This is a genomic window from Ligilactobacillus apodemi DSM 16634 = JCM 16172 (assembly GCF_001434405.1).
GTDB lineage: Bacteria > Bacillota > Bacilli > Lactobacillales > Lactobacillaceae > Ligilactobacillus > Ligilactobacillus apodemi.
The window spans coordinates 670851-685394 of the sequence record NZ_AZFT01000053.1 but is presented as its reverse complement, the minus strand read 5'-3'; the positions used below and the strand labels follow the sequence as shown (position 1 = coordinate 685394).

The 14544-nt window shown below is 38.7% G+C and carries 18 protein-coding genes; all 18 read left to right on the top strand.

The window, feature by feature from the left end; all coding sequences use genetic code 11:
* The first annotated feature begins 12 nt into the window (after positions 1-12).
* The 18 genes from FC32_RS08625 (at position 13) to rpoD (ending at position 14514) form a co-directional block, all read left to right on the top strand.
* Positions 13-441 carry a DUF1617 family protein gene (locus FC32_RS08625; protein WP_025087900.1) on the top strand — a complete coding sequence of 143 codons (429 nt, stop codon included), beginning with the start codon at positions 13-15 and terminating at the stop codon, positions 439-441.
* 1 nt (position 442) lies between these two features.
* On the top strand, positions 443-706 hold the full coding sequence (locus FC32_RS08620) for a hypothetical protein (protein WP_056957395.1): 264 nt from the start codon (positions 443-445) through the stop codon (positions 704-706).
* A 41-nt stretch (positions 707-747) separates the two neighbouring features.
* Entirely contained in the window at positions 748-1125 is a 378-nt protein-coding gene (locus FC32_RS08615; protein WP_025087899.1) for a hypothetical protein, read from the top strand.
* Positions 1126-1129: 4 nt separating this feature from the next.
* Positions 1130-1324, top strand: coding sequence for a hypothetical protein (locus tag FC32_RS08610; protein WP_025087898.1), 195 nt, complete (start codon positions 1130-1132; stop codon positions 1322-1324).
* Entirely contained in the window at positions 1308-1667 is a 360-nt protein-coding gene (locus FC32_RS08605) for a phage holin, LLH family (protein ID WP_025087897.1), read from the top strand. The genes FC32_RS08610 and FC32_RS08605 overlap by 17 nt, the downstream gene beginning before the upstream one ends.
* A 1-nt stretch (position 1668) precedes the next feature.
* Positions 1669-2601, top strand: a complete 933-nt coding sequence (locus tag FC32_RS08600) for a GH25 family lysozyme (protein WP_025087896.1) — start codon at positions 1669-1671, stop codon at positions 2599-2601.
* A gap of 11 nt (positions 2602-2612) precedes the next feature.
* The gene (locus FC32_RS08595; protein ID WP_025087895.1) at positions 2613-3689 is read left to right on the top strand and encodes a collagen-like protein; all 1077 of its coding nucleotides are present in this window, start codon (positions 2613-2615) and stop codon (positions 3687-3689) included.
* A 1-nt stretch (position 3690) separates the two neighbouring features.
* Positions 3691-3966 (top strand): hypothetical protein, encoded by a 276-nt coding sequence (locus tag FC32_RS08590; RefSeq protein ID WP_025087894.1) that lies wholly within the window; start codon positions 3691-3693, stop codon positions 3964-3966.
* Positions 3959-4075 carry an XkdX family protein gene (locus FC32_RS10455; protein ID WP_155891502.1) on the top strand — a complete coding sequence of 39 codons (117 nt, stop codon included), beginning with the start codon at positions 3959-3961 and terminating at the stop codon, positions 4073-4075. The genes FC32_RS08590 and FC32_RS10455 overlap by 8 nt, the downstream gene beginning before the upstream one ends.
* A 266-nt stretch (positions 4076-4341) precedes the next feature.
* On the top strand, positions 4342-5325 hold the full coding sequence (locus FC32_RS08585) for a PhoH family protein (RefSeq protein ID WP_025087893.1): 984 nt from the start codon (positions 4342-4344) through the stop codon (positions 5323-5325).
* A 2-nt stretch (positions 5326-5327) separates the two neighbouring features.
* Positions 5328-5807 (top strand): rRNA maturation RNase YbeY, encoded by a 480-nt coding sequence (gene ybeY, locus FC32_RS08580; RefSeq protein WP_025087892.1) that lies wholly within the window; start codon positions 5328-5330, stop codon positions 5805-5807.
* Positions 5791-6204, top strand: coding sequence for a diacylglycerol kinase family protein (locus FC32_RS08575; protein WP_056957394.1), 414 nt, complete (start codon positions 5791-5793; stop codon positions 6202-6204). The genes ybeY and FC32_RS08575 overlap by 17 nt, the downstream gene beginning before the upstream one ends.
* Positions 6205-6223: 19 nt before the next feature.
* The gene (era, locus tag FC32_RS08570) at positions 6224-7126 is read left to right on the top strand and encodes a GTPase Era (RefSeq protein WP_025087890.1); all 903 of its coding nucleotides are present in this window, start codon (positions 6224-6226) and stop codon (positions 7124-7126) included.
* Positions 7127-7174: 48 nt separating this feature from the next.
* A complete protein-coding gene (gene recO / locus FC32_RS08565) occupies positions 7175-7963 on the top strand; it encodes a DNA repair protein RecO (protein ID WP_025087889.1) in 789 nt (262 codons plus the stop codon).
* Between the two features lie 326 nt (positions 7964-8289).
* Positions 8290-9207 carry a glycine--tRNA ligase subunit alpha gene (gene glyQ / locus FC32_RS08560; protein WP_056957393.1) on the top strand — a complete coding sequence of 306 codons (918 nt, stop codon included), beginning with the start codon at positions 8290-8292 and terminating at the stop codon, positions 9205-9207.
* Positions 9207-11282 (top strand): glycine--tRNA ligase subunit beta, encoded by a 2076-nt coding sequence (glyS, locus tag FC32_RS08555; RefSeq protein ID WP_056957392.1) that lies wholly within the window; start codon positions 9207-9209, stop codon positions 11280-11282. Before glyQ ends, glyS begins: the two co-directional genes overlap by 1 nt.
* 236 nt (positions 11283-11518) lie before the next feature.
* Positions 11519-13375 carry a DNA primase gene (gene dnaG, locus FC32_RS08550; protein WP_035460096.1) on the top strand — a complete coding sequence of 619 codons (1857 nt, stop codon included), beginning with the start codon at positions 11519-11521 and terminating at the stop codon, positions 13373-13375.
* Between the two features lie 14 nt (positions 13376-13389).
* A complete protein-coding gene (gene rpoD / locus FC32_RS08545; RefSeq protein ID WP_056957391.1) occupies positions 13390-14514 on the top strand; it encodes an RNA polymerase sigma factor RpoD in 1125 nt (374 codons plus the stop codon).
* The last annotated feature ends 30 nt before the right edge of the window (positions 14515-14544 follow it).

The following is a 14544-nucleotide window of genomic DNA, read 5'->3' as shown; positions in this document are numbered from 1 at the left end:
TGGAGGTTTATCATGAATACAGTAACATTTAAAAATAGTGAATTAGTACACATTTCTAATTTGTTGACTAGTCTTAAATTAAGCGGTAAAGCAAGCCGTGGGCGTTCTAAGTTGGTTAAATTACTGGCGAAAAAAGAACAAGAATATAATGACGATTTTAATGAGATTCGTAAGCCACACATTTTATTAGATGATAGTGGGCAACCAATTATTCAAGATGACAAAGTTCAATTTAAAACTAAAGAAGATCGCCTTCAGGTAAATATCGAACTTGAAGAGTTGTCCAATGAACAAGCAGTGATTGATATTACTGAGTATAAAGAAAAATTAGATGCTCTATATCAAGCGTTGGATAGCTATCCTTATGAATTAGAACGAATGGACGCTATGGCTTATGATACTTTGATGGATCAGTTAGAAGAAAGTATGGAGGACAAATAATATGTTAAAAAAAGAAAAAACACTCAATTTAACGGGGCAATCATTGATCAATGATACTGATGTAGTACGTTTCGATGCTCGATTGTCGTCAAATGGTGGTACTACAACAATCAACACGTACATTAATAATCAAGAACTTTATGAAAAAAATCGGCGTGAAGTACGTAAAGATATGAATGATTTTCGTCAATATGTATTTGATCAAGAAGACGAGCTGTTTGATGATGTGAAAACAGATGAATCAGATACAACGACCACAGAATAATTCATGGTGCTGGGCGGGAGCGGTGGAGAAAGGATATAACCATGATCGAAAATTTAAAAAAGAATCGTTTTTGGTTTATTAAAGCACTAGAGACATATTCTCTAGCGCTTTATTTTATTGTAAAACGAAGTGCAGGCACTTTTGACTGGATTCATAGTCCATTAGCTGTGCTTGATGATCCGCCATTTATTTTTTTATTGGCGTGTGTTGGAACTGTTGCACTAGTTTATGCGCTCTGGAATGTTAAACATTTGTACTATAAACAAATTATGACTGGAACACTGACTTTTGTTTGGTTAGTGTTCTTTTTGTCGTTTGTTTTGGCTGATATTTTTATTGGCAGAATTCTTAGTTTTCCAGCAATTTATGCTTTCTTTGTGTTATCTGGCATAGTAGCTGAAGTTCTAGTGAAAGGGTGAGGTGATGAGTGATCAAGTTTTAGTTGCGATTGTGAGTGCCTTGGGCTCTGCTTTAGTCGCATGGATCACGGCACACGAGAACAATAGGCAAAAAATGGATAAGCTCGAAAAGAAAAGTGAGTTAGAGAAGCTACGGGAGGAAAACACTCGCTTAAAAGAAGAATTAGAAAGGAAGAATTGTGATGAAAGTAGCAAATGATGTAATTGATTGGTTGATCTCAAGTGGTGCTTTAGTAAGCTTTATTGCTTTTGCTTGGGCTTATGTAAAGCCTTGGCTTGAAGCTAAAGTGAAAACTAATGAAGCTAAACAATCAGCTTTAGCTTGGGAATTATTAGAAAAAGTTGCTACAACCGCAGTAGAATCATTAGTCAGCCAAAATTTGGACGGTAAGACCAAATTTGATCTAGCAACTAAAAATGTCCAAATGGCTATGCAATCAGCAGGATTTAAAGTTAATGATGAAGCTGCACAAACAGCAGTACAATCAGCTTACGAAAAGTCAGAATTAACACCAACAGTAGAAATCAAGGAGGACAAATAACATGGTTAATTTAGTAGCAGACGTTTCATCTCACCAACCAGATACGCTAGCGTTTTTCCAAGCAATGAAAAACGCAGGCGTTAAAGCGGTAATTGTCAAGATCACGCAAGGTTCTAATCCGGGGGATGCTTATGTTAACCCTAAGGCACGTAATCAAATCAAATATGCTCGTCAAGTAGGTTTGCTAGTCCATGCTTATCATTATGCTAAATTTCATGGTGTGGCAGATGCTAAAGCAGAAGCAGCGTGGTTTGTAAAAAATGCTCGTGATCATGGTATTGGACCAGAAAGTGTAATGGCACTTGATGTGGAAGATGAAGTGCATAAGTATGATGTAACTGAAGATAGCAATGCGTTCTTACAGTACGTTAAAGATGCCGGCTATCCTAACGTTGACTTCTATACAGGAGCAAGTTGGATTTGGACTAAACGTGTCGATCGTAACCGATTGATTGCCAAAAATTTATGGATCGCATCTTATGGTGTAAGTCAACCAGGTGTCGATAATGTAGGTACTTGGCAGTTTAGTAGTACTTATCAAATCGGAGGAGTTGGTATCGATATGAGCTATGATTTTAGCGGTTTTTACACTAATGCTAAAGTTACAGCTAACTCATCTAGCGTTATCAATACACCTGCACCACAACCAATCGCAGTGCCTGACAAGTGGGTCGACACGCTTGGTGCTACTTGGCACAAAGAAGATGGAACATTCACGTCTAATACAGTAATCAACTTGCGCTGGGGTGCTACATTGCAATCTAGTAAGTTAGCTGAACTTCCTGCAGGTAGTGAAGTCAAATATGATGCATACTCAATCAGTAATGGGTTTGTATGGATCAGACAACCACGAGGCAATGGGCAGTATGCTTATTTGGCAACAGGACGTGCATATGATGGTAAACGTCTTGATAGTTGGGGTTCATTCAAATAACGGAGGTACTTATGAGAAGAGTATCTATTAATGATCAGATCCAGAAAGCTCGTGATACTAGCCGTATTTACGAGCTTTCTTTATTTGATGATAAAACTGCTGTTAAATTGACTGATGAAGATGATGTGATCGTTAAGATCGGAAATCGTATCGGATATTTAGCAGATATTGAATGTGACGTAAAGAATGGATCAGTGCTACTTGATAGTACAAAACTTGCAGAATTCCCAGCTGATAAGTATCGGTTAGAAATTTGGATCGAAAAGGAAGATCGAAAGTATATCTATCCTGATAAAGATCAGATTTTGTTAACTTTGACTGATAATTTAATGGATGTTAAAGGTGATTTAGTCAATACGATCACGATTGAACAGATTCGAAAAGAGCTCGCCGAAAGTGGTGGTACTAGCATCCCTGTTGCTGGTAAAGATGGCAAGGATGGTGCTCAAGGACCTAAGGGTGATAAGGGTGATCCCGGCCCTGCTGGTGAACGTGGACCCGCTGGAAACGATGGCCAAAATGGGCATGACGGCAAAGATGGAAAGTCAGCCTATCAAATTTGGTTAGATCTTGGAAATACAGGATCAGAGCATGACTTTATTGACAGCCTAAAACCTAAGCCAGATGAAGACAACAAGGGTGAAGTGCGACATGCACCGACTGCGTGGACGTTAGATCGTAGCATTACGCCTTGGACGATCCGGTTTGATAACGGTTGTGGATTACAGTTTCCAGAGTATGCTACAACGGCTACTGTTTATGGCTATGGCTTTGCTGGCAATTTAAATGCTACTGATTTTGTAACTTGGCCACTCATTCCAAACGTGATCAGTGCATCACGAGGAACGCTTACACTTGAAAAATTTAAATCTAAATCAGGTATGTTTGATTATTGGTCACCACGAACAAAAGTGCTCAACCCGTTGCAAGACGCAAGTAAGTACGATTGGACTAATGCTTTTGGTGATGCTGGTACAAATAGCGGTTCGTATGGTCGTAAGCCAGTTTACGCCCGCGTGATGTACGAATTAGGCATTTGGTCTGATGATGATGTGTTGAGTATTGGAGCTGTTAGGAAGGAAGGATAACATGGCAATCTATTATATGTATGATGCAGTGACGAAAGAATATATTGGTGAGGTGCAAGCGCCAAACCAACCGGAGTACTCGACAGAGCTACCGCCAACTAGAACTTTAAATAATGAAGTTTATCATTTAGCAAATCCTAAATGGGATGGCATTAAGTGGACTGGAGACAACAAAGACTTAGATTTATTGAAGGCGATCGAAGATCTATCTATTCAAGTAGCGCAAAATACAGAATTGCTTTTAGCTTTAACTGGAGGTGATGAAGAAGATGTATAACGTGTGCAAATCACTTCACAAGTTAGGTTTGTCGATCAAAAAATTTGTGAAGCTTAAATCTATTACAGCTGAGCAGTATGAAGAGATCACAGGCAAGGAATATGAATAGCTAACTTAAGCGCCTCGCTCGATTTTTCGGGCGGGGCGCTTTTTTGTGTTCAATTATATAAAATTGTCTATTTTGATATGAAAATAACCGGCAAGTCAGTCAAAAATACAGTCACGATTGTGCATTATGTTGTGAGTTGTTGATATATTAAGCTTTCTGAAGCTATATCAGAAAATGACTTATTTTTGTGTAAAATAGTTTGATTTGATTATCCGACTGAGAATAAGTATAATTGGGGATAGAAATAATATAAGGGAGATGGGCGATTGAGCGCAGAACAAGTAGTTGAAAGAAGTTTCGTTCTCAACGATTCTCAATTGCAAATTTCACTGTCAGGTATTAATGACAGTCATTTGGAGCTAATTGAAGAAGGGTTAGATGTCGATTTAAGTCCGTTTGGTGGCACGATCAAGCTCACTGGAGCGGAAGAGAACGTGGCATTAGCATATCAAGTCCTCAGTGAACTGACTGGACTTTTACGTAAAAAGATCACAATCAGTAGTGCTGATGTAGTGTCAGCGATGAAAATGGCACAGCGTGGGACTTTAGAATACTTCAAAGATCTTTATACTGAAGAATTGATAAAAGATCGGCGTGGTCGTTCGATCCGCGTTAAAAATTATGGTCAGCGCCAATATGTGCAAGAAATAAAGCGTAAAGATCTAGTTTTTGGGATCGGTCCGGCTGGGACAGGGAAAACTTATTTAGCGGTAGTTATGGCTGTAGCAGCGCTCAAACGTCATGAAGTTGAGCGCTTGATTTTAACGCGTCCAGCGGTTGAAGCTGGTGAGTCTTTGGGCTTTTTACCGGGTGATTTAAAAGAAAAAGTTGATCCATATTTGCGCCCGATTTATGATGCCTTGAATTCAATTTTAGGGGCTGAACACACTGAGCGCTTGATCGAACGTGGTGTGATCGAAGTTGCACCGTTAGCTTATATGCGTGGGCGGACGTTAGATAATGCTTTTGTCATTTTAGACGAAGCACAAAATACAACGCGCGCACAGATGAAGATGTTTTTGACGCGTTTAGGTTTTGGTTCAAAAATGATCATCAATGGTGATAAGTCCCAGATCGATCTTCCCAAGGGACATAGTCAAAGTGGCTTAGTTGATGCTGAGCGGATCTTGAAGGGACTACCTCATATTGGCTTTGTAAAATTTGATTCGGCCGATGTTGTGCGTCACCCAGTCGTTTCTGAGATCATCAAGGCTTATGATAACTATAATTCGACGGAAAATGAGGAATAAAAATGGATTTGGAAGTATACGATAATACCGAACAAGCTCCAGCAGAATGGCTTGATTTGATCAAACAAGTCTTAAATTTTGCGGGCGATTATATTGATTTACCTCAAAATACTGAAATGTCAGTGACTTTAATGGATAATGAAGAGATCCATCAAATCAATAAAGAATATCGTGGGGTCGATAAACCGACCGATGTGATCAGTTTTGCGATCGAAGAAGAAGATCCGACTGAAGTACCGATCATTTTACCAGATGATGAAGAGTTTGAAATTCCTAAAAATATCGGTGATATTATGGTCTCGATCGATAAAGTAAAAGAACAAGCAGAATATTTGGGACATTCAAAAGAAAGAGAATTAGGTTTTTTAGTTGTTCATGGTTTTTTACATCTCAATGGATACGACCACATGCGTGCAGAAGACGAACAAGAAATGTTTGGTCTGCAGCGAGAAATTCTAGAGGCGTATGGACTTAAACGATAAAGAGCAAAAGACAACAGTGAATAACTGGAAAAACAGGCACTTTTTCCAATCGTTGCGATATGCGATCATTGGTTTAAAAACTGCCTATCGCGAAGAGCGTAACTTAAGGTTTCATGTGAGTGCTATAACATTGGTCGTAATTATGGGACTTGCGTTTAATGTAACCATTGGTGAATGGCTCTGGCTATTTTTAAGTATTTTTTTGGTCGTTTCAAGTGAAGTCTGGAATTCAGCGATTGAAAATGTAGTTGATTTAGCAACAAATTATAAGCGTCATCCGTTAGCTAAAAAAGCCAAAGATATGGCGGCCGCAGCTGTTTTATTGGCGGCGATCTTCTCAGTGATCACTGGATTGTTGATATTTGGACCAAAAATTTGGCAATTATTATTTAATTGATTTATAGGGAGTGTAAATTTTGGAAGAAAAGTTTCATTCAGGTTTTGTGGCGATCGTTGGTCGTCCGAATGTTGGTAAATCGACATTTTTAAACAACGTTGTGGGCCAAAAGATCGCTATCATGAGTGATAAAGCACAAACAACAAGAAATAAGATCCAAGGTATTTATACTGCGGATAACGCCCAAATCGTGTTTATCGATACCCCAGGGATCCATAAGCCACATAGTCGCTTAGGGGATTTCATGGTTCAATCGGCGTTGTCGACTTTAAATGAAGTTGATGCAGTTATTTTCATGGTCAATGCGGAACAAAAACGTGGGCGTGGGGATGACTTTATTATTGAGCGTCTAAAGAAAGTTAAAAAGCCAATTTATTTGGTGATCAACAAGATCGATAAGATCCATCCTGACCATTTATTAGAAGTTATGGATGATTATCGTGATACACTTGATTATAAAGATGTTTTCCCAATTTCAGCGTTGAATGGTAACAACTGTGCCGAATTAGTGCATGATTTGGTGGAAGATCTTCCAGAAGGTCCCCAATACTATCCTGAAGATCAAATTACTGATCATCCCGAACGCTTTATCGTGGGAGAATTGATCCGGGAAAAAGTTTTACAACTTACACGTGAAGAAATTCCGCACTCAGTTGCGGTCGTGGTTGAACGAATCAAACGTGAAGATGACGAAAAAGTGTTGATCCAAGCTACGATCGTTGTTGAACGTGCTAGCCAAAAGGGGATCATTATCGGTAAGGGCGGTAAGATGCTCAAAGAGATCGGAACTCGTGCGCGTAAAGAAATTGAATTTATGTTGGGCGATAAGGTCTTTTTGGAACTTTGGGTCAAAGTTCAACCTAACTGGAAAGACCGCCAAGTTGACTTAAAAGCCTTTGGTTATCGTCAAGATGATTATTAAAATAAGCCAAAAGAGGGGGTAACTCCTCTTTTATTTTTGGGGGATAAAATGGCAATACAACAAGGTGTCGAATTTGATGGGATCGTGGTTTCAAGACGTGACTATAAAGAACGTGATATGTTGGTAAAGATTTTGACTGATAAGTATGGTTTTAAAACATTTTTTATTCGAGGTGCGCGCAAGCGTGGATTTAAATTAGGGGCAGCGATCCTTCCTTTTACCCATGGAACATACTTAGGTAGTATCAATGACGATGGGCTGTGTTTTTTGACAACTGACCGTGAGATCGCGCAATATCGTGAGATCTCACAAGATATTACGTTAAATGCCTATGCATCATATATTTTAGGTTTAGTGGAACGAGCCTTAAACGAACAACAATTAGTAGTTGAGGGTTGGTTTTTAAAAGTTCAAAAAGCCTTAGAATTGATTGATGAAGGATTTGAACCTGCCATTATCACTAATATTATTGAAATCCAATTGTTGCAGTATTTTGGGGTCAAACCACACTTGGAAAGTTGTACTGTTTGTCAAAGAACTGATCTAGCTTTTGATTATTCGGAAAGTTATGGTGGTCTTTTATGTCAAGCTCACTGGCATTTAGATCCTAATCGACTGGGGTTGGATCAGCGGACGATCTATTATCTTCGGTTATTTTCGGTGCTCGATTTGTATAAGTTAAACTCGATTAAAGTCAAAGAACAAACCAAAATGGCATTACGCCAAACGATCGATGAGATCTATAATAGTCAAGTGGGGATCTATGTGCCCGCTAAAAAATTTTTAGATCAAATGTCGACTTGGGATCAAGTCTTGAAAAAAGACGACCAATCATAGTTTACAAATGAAGTAATGATAAAAGTAGGACTTGACAAAAAATGTCCCTTAAACTATGCTAATGTTATCAATATTAGGAGACGTTGAAAAAAGAGGATCGATCTCATGGTCAAACAAGCGAGTCTGGGATGGTGAAAGCAGATATTGAGCGAGATTTGATTGGCACTTTTGGAGTCTCAACGAATTAAGTTGCTAGTAATTACTAGAAGTAGGGTGGAACCGCGATTTTCGAAAATCGTCCCTATGTAGCCAGATGGCGCTACATAGGGACATTTTTTGTGCGCTTTTTGGTAAAATTTCGAAATTAAAATTTTGGAGGAGATCTTATGGCAGATAAATTGTCAATGCAAGATATTATTTTAACGTTGCAACAATTTTGGGCAAAACAAGGTTGTATGTTGATGCAATCGTACGATACAGAAAAAGGGGCCGGCACGATGAGCCCATATACTTTCCTTCGTGCAATCGGACCTGAACCATGGAATGTTGCTTATGTTGAACCTTCTCGTCGCCCTGCCGATGGACGTTACGGTGAAAATCCGAACCGTTTGTATCAACATCACCAATTCCAAGTTATCATGAAGCCATCCCCAGAAAACATTCAAGAATTATACTTAGATAGTTTACGTGCTTTAGGAATCGACCCACTAGAACATGATATTCGTTTTGTTGAAGATAACTGGGAAAACCCTTCGATGGGTTGCGCCGGTGTTGGTTGGGAAGTTTGGCTTGATGGGATGGAAATCACCCAATTTACTTATTTCCAACAAGTTGGTGGTTTAGAAGTTCGCCCTGTAGCAGTAGAAGTTACCTATGGTCTGGAACGTCTTTCTTCTTACATTCAAGATGTTAACTCAGTCTTTGAACTTGAATGGGCTGATGGCGTTAAATATGGAGATATTTTCAAAGAACCTGAATTTGAACATTCTAAATATTCATTTGAAGAAAGTAACCAAGAAATGTTGTTTGAACTTTTTGATACCTACGAAAAAGAAGCTAAACAACAAATCGAAAATGGCTTAGTACACCCAGCGTATGATTACATTTTGAAATGTAGCCATACCTTTAACTTACTTGATGCTCGTGGTGCAGTTTCTGTAACTGAACGTGCTGGGTATCTTTCACGGATCAGAAATATGGCGCGTATGGTCGCACGCGCATTCGTTGCTGAACGTAAGAAATTGGGTTATCCATTGATCAAGGATGAAAAATTACGCGCTAAGCTTTTAGAGGAGGATAAATAATGGCACACACATATTTGCTAGAAATTGGATTAGAAGAAATTCCTGCTCATGTTGTTACACCAAGTAGTCAACAATTAGTTAAGAAAATGGAAAACTTCTTGCAAGCAGAACGGTTAGAATTTGAAAAAATTGAAGCTTATTCTACCCCAAGAAGATTAGCGGTCAAAGTTTTAGGTTTAGCCGATAAGCAAGCTGACATTGAAGAAGAAGCTAAAGGGCCAGCTAAAAAGATCGCTTTAGATGCTGAAGGTAACTGGTCAAAAGCAGCTCAAGGTTTTTCACGTGGTCAAGGTTGTACTCCAGATGACATCTTTTTTAAAGAGCTAAAAGGTGTTGAATATGCCTATGTTAAGAAATTTATCCCTGGCAAAACAGCAAAAGAAGTTTTAAGTGGGGTAAAAGATGTTGTGATGGATCTAAAATTCCCAACGATGATGCGCTGGAGCACTAACGATTTTGAATATGTTCGTCCGATTCGTTGGTTGGTTTCTTTACTAGACGATGAAGTTGTTTCATTTAGTGTCTTAGAACGTGAAGCTGGTCGCACAACTAAGGGGCATCGTTTCTTAGGTAAAGACATTAAGTTAGCCAATGCCCAACAATATCCGGTCGCATTGGAAAAAGAAATGGTCATTGCCGATGCTAAAAAACGTCAAGCCATGATCGTTGACCAAATCGAACAATTAGCTGCTAAAAACGATTGGCAAGTTGTGGTCGATCCAGAATTATTAGAAGAAGTAAATAACTTAGTTGAATATCCAACTGTTTTTGCTGGCTCATTTGATAAAAAATATCTGACGATCCCAGATGCAGTTTTGATCACGTCAATGAAAGATCATCAACGTTTCTTCTACGTAACTGATCAAGCAGGTAACTTACTACCAAACTTTATTTCAGTTCGTAATGGTAACAAAGAACATCTTGATAATGTGATTGCTGGTAACGAAAAAGTGTTGACAGCACGCTTAGAAGACGCAGCATTCTTCTATGAAGAAGATCAAAAACAAACGATCGCTGATTATGTTGAGCGCCTAAAGAAAGTCATGTTCCATGATAAGATCGGGACGATTTATGAAAAGATGGAACGTGTAAACTTGATCGCACATTACTTAGGTGAAAAACTAGGCTTAAGTGACCAAGAATTAGCAGATCTTGATCGTGAAAGTCAAATTTACAAATTTGATCTTGTAACGGGAATGGTTGGCGAATTTTCTGAATTGCAAGGTGTGATGGGTGAGATCTACGCTAAATTGCAAGGTGAAAATGATGCCGTTGCGCGTGCAATCAGAGAAGAATACATGCCAACAAGTGCAGATGGTGAATTGCCAGCAAGTAATGTTGGGGCAGTGTTATCACTTGCCGATAAAATTGATAGTATTCAAGCATTCTTTAGTGCTGGCATGTTGCCAAGTGGTTCAAATGACCCATATGCTTTAAGAAGACAAGCCTTAGGGATCGTTAGAATTGCCCTAGATAAAAACTGGGCTCTTTCGACACCATTGTTACAAGCAGCTGTTAGGGATGCTTACATCAAACGTCCTGATTTGTATGAAAAGATCGCTCCAAGTGAAAATAAAGCTGAGATCCGTGACTTTATTGCCGATCGTGTTCAACAGATCTTGACGGGAAATCTTCGTCATGACGTATTAGAAGCGGTAATGGCTAATAAGGATAATGCCTTTACTTTAACAAGAAAAGCTGCTGACTCTTTGACTAAGCATTTAGAGGATGCAAACTTCAAAGAGGATATGGAAGCTTTAACACGGGTAACTCGTTTAGCTACTAAATTAGCTGATAAAGATGTGGACAGTGTAGATCCTGCCTTATTTGAAAATGATTCTGAAAAAGAATTGTATAATGCGGTAAATACGCTTAAGCGAGATTTTGCAACTGCTGATATTGATGAAAAATTCATGGCCTTGCGTTCATTGCGTCAACCGATCGAACGTTATTTTGAAGAAACAATGGTTATGGCCGATGATGAAGCAGTTAAGTTCAATCGTTTGCGTCAATTAGCTGAAATTGCGCGTTTGACCTTTATTTTTGGTTCATTAGATGCTTTAAATACCAAATAAATGCCTTTAAAAAGTTGTTAGAAAGAATCTCTTTCTAGCAGCTTTTTGTGTTGTTGGGCGGATTATTAAAAATAAACCTTGTCAAAGGTGAGTCAATCTGATATAGTAATTATTTACGTTTGCTCTTGCAATAAATAATCATCTATTATAAAATGGTTATTGATTATGTAAATAATACGGAAGGTCGTGCCTCGTGTGCGGCTTTTCTCAACGGCTCATAAAAATGGGGTGAGACTGTGAATCAACGTCGAATACCAACAGATGTGATCGACCAAGTCAGGTCAGATGTTAATATCTTAGATATCGTTGGGCAGTATGTTCAGTTACACCGCTCGGGTAGTAACTGGTTTGGCTTGTGTCCATTTCATACTGAAAAAACAGGTTCATTTTCTGTTAATGAAGCTAAGCAGTTCTTTCATTGCTTTTCATGTGGCAGAGGGGGAAATGTTTTCAAATTCTTGATGGAAATCGAAGATCTGACTTTCCCTGAGGCAGTTTATCGTACTGCGCAATTAGCAGGAATTGAATTAGATAAGAGTTATTTACCACAACAAAACAGCGCTAATGACCGCTCTGAAACGGGCCAATTAAAACGGTTATATACCCAAGTTAGCCAATTATATCATCATATTTTAGTTAACACGAAACTTGGACAACCAGCATTAGATTATTTGCATCAGCGTGGGTTAGATGATGAGTTGATCAAAGAATTTCAATTGGGTTATGCTCCAGCTGATGAGTTGTTACGCGCTTTTTTGCATGAAAAAAAAGAAGACGATTATCAACTTTTGAGAAAATCGGGTCTTTTTAGTGAACGTGAGACAGGTAACCTGGCTGAACGTTTTAATGATCGGATCATGTTTCCGATCCGGGATCAAACGGGCCAAGTTATTGCTTTTTCAGGTCGCTTATTAGCTAAGGTTCCAAAACTTCCTAAATATCTTAACTCCCCAGAAGGACCATTATTTAACAAGCGCAAGATATTATTTAACTTTGATAAAGCTAAAAAAGAAATTCGCCATGAAGGTCAAGTTATTTTATTTGAAGGTTTTATGGATGTTTTAGCGGCTTGGCGCTCAGGGGTCAAAAACGGTGTTGCCTCCATGGGAACGAGTTTGACTAGCGAGCAGATCTATTTATTGGAGCAAACGGCTAATAAGCTGTTTATTTGCTACGATGGTGATACTCCAGGACAAAATGCTACTAAACGTGCTCTAGAATTGATTGCACCATTAAGTAAATTTGAGATAGGAGTCATAAGTTTACCTGAAAAATTAGATCCAGATGAATTTGTTAATAAATATGGAACCGATAAATTTAAAGAATTTATCGCGCAAAATAAGCAAACAGAACTAGAATTTTATTTAGAATATTTTAAACAAGATCGTAATCTTGAAAAAGAAAATGATCAGTTAAGTTATATTACCGATGTACTTGAGAGGGTTGCGACTGTTAAGGATCCTGTAGCACGTGATCTAGCACTCAATCGTTTAGCCAAAGATTTTGGAATCGAACGTGTCAATCTTAACAGTCAGCTCCAGTCGTTTATCCAACAAACGCAAGCACAAGAGATCAAAGAAAATCAAACTGCATCATATAAACGTTCTGATCAAGTATCGTACAGTACCCAACAACGACAAGAGCAAAAGCGTTATAGCCCACTTGAACAAGCAGAACGGCTTTTGTTATATCGTATTTTGCATGATCATGACGTCTTTACTAGGATTCAAAATTTGGCTGATTTTGCCTTTGTTCATGAAGACTACGAAACGATTTATTTATTAGCTGAAGGCTATTTTGATCGTTATGCTAGTTATGAAAGTGCTAGCTTTTTAGATTATTTAAAAGATGAAAATCTCCGCCAGTTGATCATTTCGCTTGAATTGACCGAATATGGTGAAGTTAGTGAACAAGAAATCAGTGATTGTCTTAACTTTATCATCCAACGCTCACCACTTGAAACTCAGATCTCAGAAGTTCAAGCTAAGATCAATCAAGCAAAGCGGATCGGAGATGCTCAAGCTGTTGTTACCCATACAGCAAAACTGATCGAGCTATTACAAAAAAAGCAGACAGAGAAGTCAATCATTTAAGGGAGGCCTCTATTTTGGCAGAAGAGAAAACAAACAAAACTTTCGATGAAGTTGCATATAAAAAGGCATTGCGTGAATTACTCCGCGAATATAAACCGAAAAAAGAAATTAGATACGATGAATTGACTGACAAAATGGTCACACCATTTCATTTAGAAGCAGATCAAATGGACGCCTTGATCGTGCGCGTAGAAGATGCGGGCATCTCAGTGGTCGATGAAAACGGTGATCCAAGTGAAATTAGTTTGAAAAAAGCTAGTCATGAAGAAAAAGAACTTTCAAAAAGTGACTTATCTGCGCCATCAGGGGTTAAAATAAATGATCCTGTCAGAATGTATCTAAAAGAAATCGGCCGTGTAAATCTCTTGACTGCAGATGAAGAGGTAGCCTTAGCGTTACGAATTGAAGAAGGCGATGAAGAGGCCAAGCAACGTCTAGCAGAAGCCAACCTACGTTTAGTTGTTTCGATCGCTAAACGTTATGTTGGTCGTGGCATGTCATTTCTTGACTTGATCCAAGAAGGGAACATGGGTTTAATGAAAGCCGTTGAAAAATTCGATTATCGTAAGGGATTTAAATTTTCAACTTATGCAACTTGGTGGATCAGGCAAGCAATTACGCGTGCGATCGCTGATCAAGCGCGGACGATCCGTATCCCAGTGCACATGGTGGAAACGATCAACAAGTTGATTCGGATCCAACGCCAAATGTTACAAGATCTTGGTCGTGAACCGATTCCAGAAGAAATTGGGGCAGAAATGAATATGCCAACTGAAAAAGTGCGTGAGATCTTAAAAATAGCGCAAGAACCAGTTTCACTTGAAACTCCGATTGGGGAAGAAGATGACTCTCATTTGGGTGATTTCATTGAAGATCAAGATGCAACTAGTCCAGCAGAACATGCGGCGTATGAATTATTAAAAGAACAAATCGAAAGTGTTTTAGATACTTTGACTGATCGAGAAGAAAATGTTTTACGTTTGCGCTTTGGTTTAGATGATGGGCGTACTCGTACCCTAGAAGAAGTTGGGAAAGTCTTTGGGGTCACACGTGAGCGAATCCGTCAAATTGAAGCAAAAGCGTTACGTAAATTGCGTCACCCATCTCGTTCAAAACAATTAAAAGATTTCTTAGAATAGCAAGCTCAAGATCCGGTGTAATTTACACCG